The sequence below is a fragment of the Ramlibacter sp. genome, from assembly GCF_035706265.1.
GTDB lineage: Bacteria > Pseudomonadota > Gammaproteobacteria > Burkholderiales > Burkholderiaceae_C > Ramlibacter.
Window position 1 is genome coordinate 1 of the sequence record NZ_DASSVG010000296.1, and the last position, 5672, is coordinate 5672.

General features: G+C 69.8%; 5 protein-coding genes and 1 tRNA gene. 3 read left to right on the top strand and 3 right to left on the bottom strand.

Annotated elements, in window-relative coordinates; translation table 11 throughout:
* On the top strand, window positions 1–399 hold a 399-nt coding region (locus VFM98_RS10850), incomplete at its 5' end, for an aldo/keto reductase (RefSeq protein ID WP_325109938.1).
* 64 nt (window positions 400–463) lie between these two features.
* Here VFM98_RS10850 and VFM98_RS10855 read toward each other — a convergent pair.
* The 3 genes from VFM98_RS10855 to VFM98_RS10865 all read right to left on the bottom strand — a co-directional run bounded on the left by VFM98_RS10855 (window position 464) and on the right by VFM98_RS10865 (window position 2421).
* Window positions 464–537: transfer RNA gene (locus tag VFM98_RS10855), tRNA-Gly, on the bottom strand.
* Window positions 538–598: 61 nt separating this feature from the next.
* The gene (locus tag VFM98_RS10860) at window positions 599–1093 is read right to left on the bottom strand and encodes a hypothetical protein (protein WP_325109939.1); all 495 of its coding nucleotides are present in this window, start codon (window positions 1091–1093) and stop codon (window positions 599–601) included.
* A complete protein-coding gene (locus VFM98_RS10865; RefSeq protein ID WP_325109940.1) occupies window positions 1090–2421 on the bottom strand; it encodes an NnrS family protein in 1332 nt (443 codons plus the stop codon). The genes VFM98_RS10860 and VFM98_RS10865 overlap by 4 nt, the downstream gene beginning before the upstream one ends.
* A gap of 136 nt (window positions 2422–2557) precedes the next feature.
* On the opposite strand from VFM98_RS10865, the gene VFM98_RS10870 reads away from it, so the two are divergent.
* Together VFM98_RS10870 and VFM98_RS10875 are read left to right on the top strand one after the other, a co-directional pair.
* Entirely contained in the window at window positions 2558–3715 is a 1158-nt protein-coding gene (locus VFM98_RS10870) for a helix-turn-helix transcriptional regulator (protein WP_325109941.1), read from the top strand.
* 246 nt (window positions 3716–3961) lie between these two features.
* Window positions 3962–5672: hypothetical protein (locus tag VFM98_RS10875; RefSeq protein WP_325109942.1), on the top strand; the 1711-nt coding region annotated here is incomplete at its 3' end.

A 5672-nucleotide genomic window follows, 5' to 3' on the forward strand; every position in this document is an offset into this window, starting at 1 on the left:
AGCCCGCTCGCCGGCGGCCTCCTGAGCGGCAAGTACGGCCGCGAGCAGCAGGGCGAGCAAGGCAGCCGCCGCACGAGCTTCGACTTCCCGCCGGTGAACAAGGAGCGCGCCTGGGACATCATCGACGTGATGCGTGACATCGCACAGGCGCGCGGCGTCACCGTGGCCCAGGTCGCTCTGGCCTGGCTGCTGCACCAGCCGCAGGTCACGACCGTGATCATCGGCGCCAAGCGGCCCGAGCAACTGGCCGACAACATCCGCGCGACCGAGCTGCGGCTGGAGGCGTCGGAGCTGGAACGCCTGGATGCCGTCAGCGCGCTGGCGAAGGAATATCCGGGCTGGATGCTGGAGCGGTTGGGGGAGGTGCGGAACCGGCAGTTGCGGGAAGCGCGGCGCTGAGGGCCGGCGCGTTCATTCCCGTCGCGCCCTGTCATTCCCGCGCAGGCGGGAATCCAGTCGGTGATGGAGCGGGCGATGGGAATCGAACCCACGTCTTGAGCTTGGGAAGCTCAGGTCCTGCCATTGAACGACGCCCGCGGTTCGGTCCGGGATTGTAGCGCGACGCCGCCGCCCGACGTGGACAGCCAGGCTCGGCTTGCTACGGCGCTTGCGGACCTTGCCGCGCAGCGTCGAACTGGTACTGCTCATGGCACGCCGTGCACTTCTGCAAGACGGCAGAGATCTGGGCCAGGGTGCGCTTCGACTGCCCGCCTCCCCCCGCCTCCGCGGCGATGGCATCGAAATCTCCGTGCACCCCAAATGCAAGCTTCTTGAACTCCAACGGCAGCTTGCCCATCAGCGACACCGGCGCGTCGTGGCCTTTCTGCGTTCCCAGCTCGCGAGCGACCTGGGCGACCGCTTGCATGTCGTCGCGCGTCAGGGCGTCCGTCATGCGCTGCAGCCCCACGAGGAACCCGCGCATCTCGCGCAGCACGAACGCGCGCTCGCCCGGTTCCAGCAGGACCGCGGTGCGTCCGTCCGCGCCCGCGGCCGTCGATCCTGCGACGATGAACTTGTAGGCCATCGCTGCGATCACGAGCAGCAGGACGACGATGACGATCCGATACAGCCGTTCTTTTCCAGCGTAGGTCATTCGATCTCCTTCGGAATGGCCTGGACGCGTGCGGACTTGCGGACACGGGCACGGACCAGGATGGCAAGCAACAGCGCGAAAGCGCCACTCCACAGCGTCGATGCGATCACGAACAGCCGCAGCGGATCGGACACGCCAACGCCCCCGAGCACCCGCGCGAGGGCTGCCGCGCCGACCAGTACGGTGGCCGCCAGGCGCAAGCGGTCACGCGAGGGGTCCTCGCCGGCCTTGAGCGTCCACGTCATCGCCATCACGTTGAGGGTGAGCGTGCCCAGAGCACCCACCGTGATCAAGTGCAGCGCGGCGGTCTGGTAGCGCCCCACCGCAAGTGCGGCGCCGTACGCGAGCAGGCCGAGCGCGAGCCACCCGTAGCCGGCGGCGAGGCAGAGAAGGTCCGGCCGGCCTTGCAGCGCCCACAGGCGCCAGCGCCAGAGGCGCACCAGCGCGAGCACGCCGGAGATCGCCGTCGCCGCGCCGGCCGATAGCGCGAAAGGCCGCCATCCTGCGAACGGCGAGGCTGCAATGGCGATCCCCATGGCGATGATGAGCCCGCCCTCGATCTGCGGTTGCACGCGCGCAGCGAGATCGCTGCCTTGCCGATAGAACTGGCCGGCCAGCGCCGGCGCGAGGATGCGGCCGCCCATGAACAGCAGCAGCATGGCGAAGAGCAGGACCGCCATGGCGAGGATCGCGTGTTCGGCGGCGGCGAAGCCGGCCTGGCGCGCAAGCTGGAACGCGATGCCGCAGGCACAGATCGCCGCCAGCACCACGGGCAGCGCCTCGTTGCGCCACTTCTTCGCGGCCGCCAGCAGCCGCGGCGCCAGCAGCGCCGCGAGCAGGCCTGAGAACGCGATGTTGGCGCCCGCCGCCGCCAGGCTGGCGGGAGCGAACAGGAACGTTGCGCGTGCCAGCACCCACAGCCCGGTCAGCAGCGCGAGCCGCGCCAGGGAGATGCGACCGAGCTGGTTGCCCACGACCACCGCCAGCGCGAAGCCGAACAGCATCTCGTGCGCGTGCCCGGTGGTAGAGGCGAGCGCGGGAAAGGCCTCCGTGCGCGCGAGCATCGCGTGGACGGAGGCCGGCAAGGCGACGATCGCATAGACCGTCGCCATGGGGAAGAACACGAGGTTGGCCGCGACGAGCCGCCGCGGCTGCGGGCCGCGGTCAGGGCCCGCCGGCCCGTGCCGTGGGAGACGTTCCGGGTCACTCATTGCGTTTCGGCTGCGTCCGCGTGCGCGCTGTCCATGCGGCTTTGCTGCAAGCTGGTGAGACCACGAAAGAGAGGATACGTCGGACGCGAAGCGGCCTCGCACCGACAGTAGCACCATCGCAAGACCCGCAGCGCCAGCCGGGAAAACCCTCCGCCGCTGCGTCGCGTTGCGCGCTTCCTCGCCGTTAAACTGCCCCGCAACCACCGGCGCCCCAAGCCGCCCGAAGCAACAACAAAGCACTCGAGGCCTCCCGATGGATCTGTCAGAGCAGGCTTTGCACGGCCTGATCGAGCTCGTGTACGACGCGGCGGAACACCCGCATCGCTGGCGCGCCGTGTACGAGCGGTTGCAGCAGGTGCTGCCGGTGAAGTCGATCCACATGCTGGCCCTCGACAAGCGCAATGGCACCCTGTCGTACAGCGACGGCGCCAACCTTCCCGTCGAAGGCGAACTGGCCTACATGCAGCGCTACCAGGCCATGGATCCGCGCCTGCCGATGGTGCTGGCCAAGCCCGCGCTCACGTGGACGCACTTCCCGCAGGACCTGCCGCCGGACATGCAGTCACTGCCGCTGTACCGGGATTTCCTCGTGCCCTACGACCGCGCCTTCGGCAGCGCCTGCGTGCTGGCGGACACGCCGGAAGCGAGCGTGGTCTTCACCACCCTGAGCGGCGCCGCGGAAGGCCCGCTGCCCGCGCCGGCCCTCGCCTTCCTCGATCGCCTGCTGCCGCACCTGGCGCGCGCCTGCCGCATCAGCCTGCGCAGCTTCGTCTATTCCACCCAGGCGCTCGTGGGGCACCTGCTGGTGAACCGGCTGCGCCAGCCCGTCATCCTCGCGGGCACGGGCGGCGAGGTGGTGCACATGAACCCGGCGGCGCAGCAACTCCTGCGCTCGGTGGACCTGGTGCAGGTGGCACAGGGCCGTCTGCGCCTGCCCGAGCCGCACCAGCAGGAGCTGCTGCGGCGCTGCGCCGAGCTCGAGCAGGACCTGAAGGCCGCCGGCCGGCGGGCGCAGCACCTGGAGGAGGCCGATTTCCGCTCGTTGCGCATCACCGCGCCCGGACGCGAGGATGCGCTCTACGCCTTCTACTCCCTGCTCTCGCCGCAGGGCGCGATGGGCGCCTTCGGGCTGCGCCCGGTGGTGATGCTGCTGTTCTACCACCCGGCGTCGGCACCCGCGACGGACGCCAACCTGCTGCACGCCGTGTTCGGCCTCACGCCGGCGGAGGCGCGCATCGCCACCCTGCTCGCCGACGGCATGAGCCTGAAGCAGATCGCCGACCTGCAGGGCACGCAGCACGATACGGTGCGCAAGCAGCTGCGTTCCATCTACGAGAAGACGTCCACCAACCGCCAGCCCGAACTGGTGCGCCTGCTGCTGCACCTGCCGCACCGCGCCGTCCGTCAGTGACGCGCTGAAACAAAATGAGTCGTGGACCCGCCGGGAGCGGGGCGGGGCCGGCACTGCTCGCTCATTTCGAGGAGGAAAACCGGCTCTTTCCCCAAATGGGGAATGGCCGCGGGACTCCGATTTCGGGATGCTCCGGCGCGTGCCTGTTTCACCTGTTTCTAAATGAACGGGCCACCCGACCGCCTCTCTCCCGAGGCCGGAAGTTCTCATCACCCAACCTCCTCGAGCATGAAGTTCAATGCATTAGTGAAGACGACGGCCGCCAGCGCGGTGGCCCTGCTGATCGCGGGCTGCGGCGGCGGAAGCGACGACGCCGACACTCCGCCGGCAGGCGATCCGCCGGTCGCGAGCCTGCAGGTGTCCGGCACCGCGGCCACCGGCCTGGCGCTCGCCAGCGCGGACGTGCAGGTCAAGTGCGCATCAGGCACCGCCACCACCACCACGGACGCGAGCGGCGCCTACACCGTCACCCTGGAGGGCGGCGAGCTGCCCTGCATGATCCGCGTGGAGGGCACGGCCGGCGGCGTCGAAGTGACGCTGCACTCCGTCACCGAAGCCGGCAGCGCCGATGCGGCCACTAACCAGACCAGCGCGGTCGCGAACGTCACGCCGCTGACGGAGATCGTCGTGGCGCAGCTCACCGGGGGAATGCCCGGCGACGCCTTCACCGCGTTCAGCGGTGCGAGCGCCGGCGCGATCACGAGCGAGAACCTGAGTACCGCGATCACCGCGGTTCTGAACGCGCTGAAGGACGCGAGCGGCATCGACTTCGCCGCCATCGGCGACCCGTTCAAGGCGCCGCTGGAGGCGGCCACCGCCAGCGCGCCCGCCCAGGGCAACGACTACGACAAGCTGCTGGACCAGCTCGGCGGCCAGGTGGCCCCGGAAGCGCTGCCGCAGCTGGTGACGCAGGTCGCCACGGCCGCCGCCAGCGGCAGCAGCGAAGGCCTGCAGGACGCGATGGTGGCGGTGGGCGGCGGCAGCCTGCCGAACTGCCCCAAGGTGCTGAGCGGCAAGTACCGCTTCCTGGAGTACTTCGGCTCGAGCTACGTGCGCACGCTGAACTTCAAGACGATGACGGCGGCGCGCCCCGACGGCACCACGGTCCCGATCACGGTGGATGCGGCCAAGCCGTGCGAATTCGCCACGTTGGCCGAGGTGAACGGCAACGAAGTGAAGTTCGACGTCGCCATGGGTGCGGCCGGCGTGGGCGCGGCCCGGATCCAGAACATCACGGCCGGCCGCAACAACATCGCCTGGGTGTTCCCCGAGCAGCCGCACACGGTGTCGGAGCTGGTCGGGGCCTGGACCTTCCATCAGGGCGGCTTCATCCCGGGCGAAGGTCTCGTGCACTGGCCGGGCAAGCTCGACGTCACCGCCGACGGCAAGACCTCCGTGTGCGATTACGAGTTCAACGCCGGCACTTCCTCCACCTGCACGCCCGACCCCGAGGCGAACCTCACCGTCAAGGCGCGCACCGACGGCGGCTTCGACCTGATGGAGAGCAGCCTCACCGTCGCCAATGCGTGGGGCTACCGCGCGCCCAACGGGTCGCTGACGCTGTTCGGCACCACCAACGCGGCCGGCTCCAACGAGCCGGGCGTGGAACAGACGGTGCTGGTGCTGTTCAAGCCGCAAGTCCAGCAGCTGCCGGCCGTGGGCTCGGTCACGAACTACTGGGACGTGAGCATCCTGCGCACGCCCGGCTCGGCCCCCGGCGACAACAACGCCACCCTGGTGGCCGACAGCAACACCATCACGGCGGTGGACAGCGCGACTTCCAGCGTCTCGCGCGAGCGCGCGAGCGACGGCCGCAAGGACACGTTCACATACAACGCGCCGCTCGACGGCCTGCGCCATCGCGCGCAGGTTCCCGGGATGCTGGGGGTGTACCTGTTCCCGCTGCCGGGTCTCAACGTGGCGCTCGCGGTGAACTCGGCCGCGGCCTCGACGCACC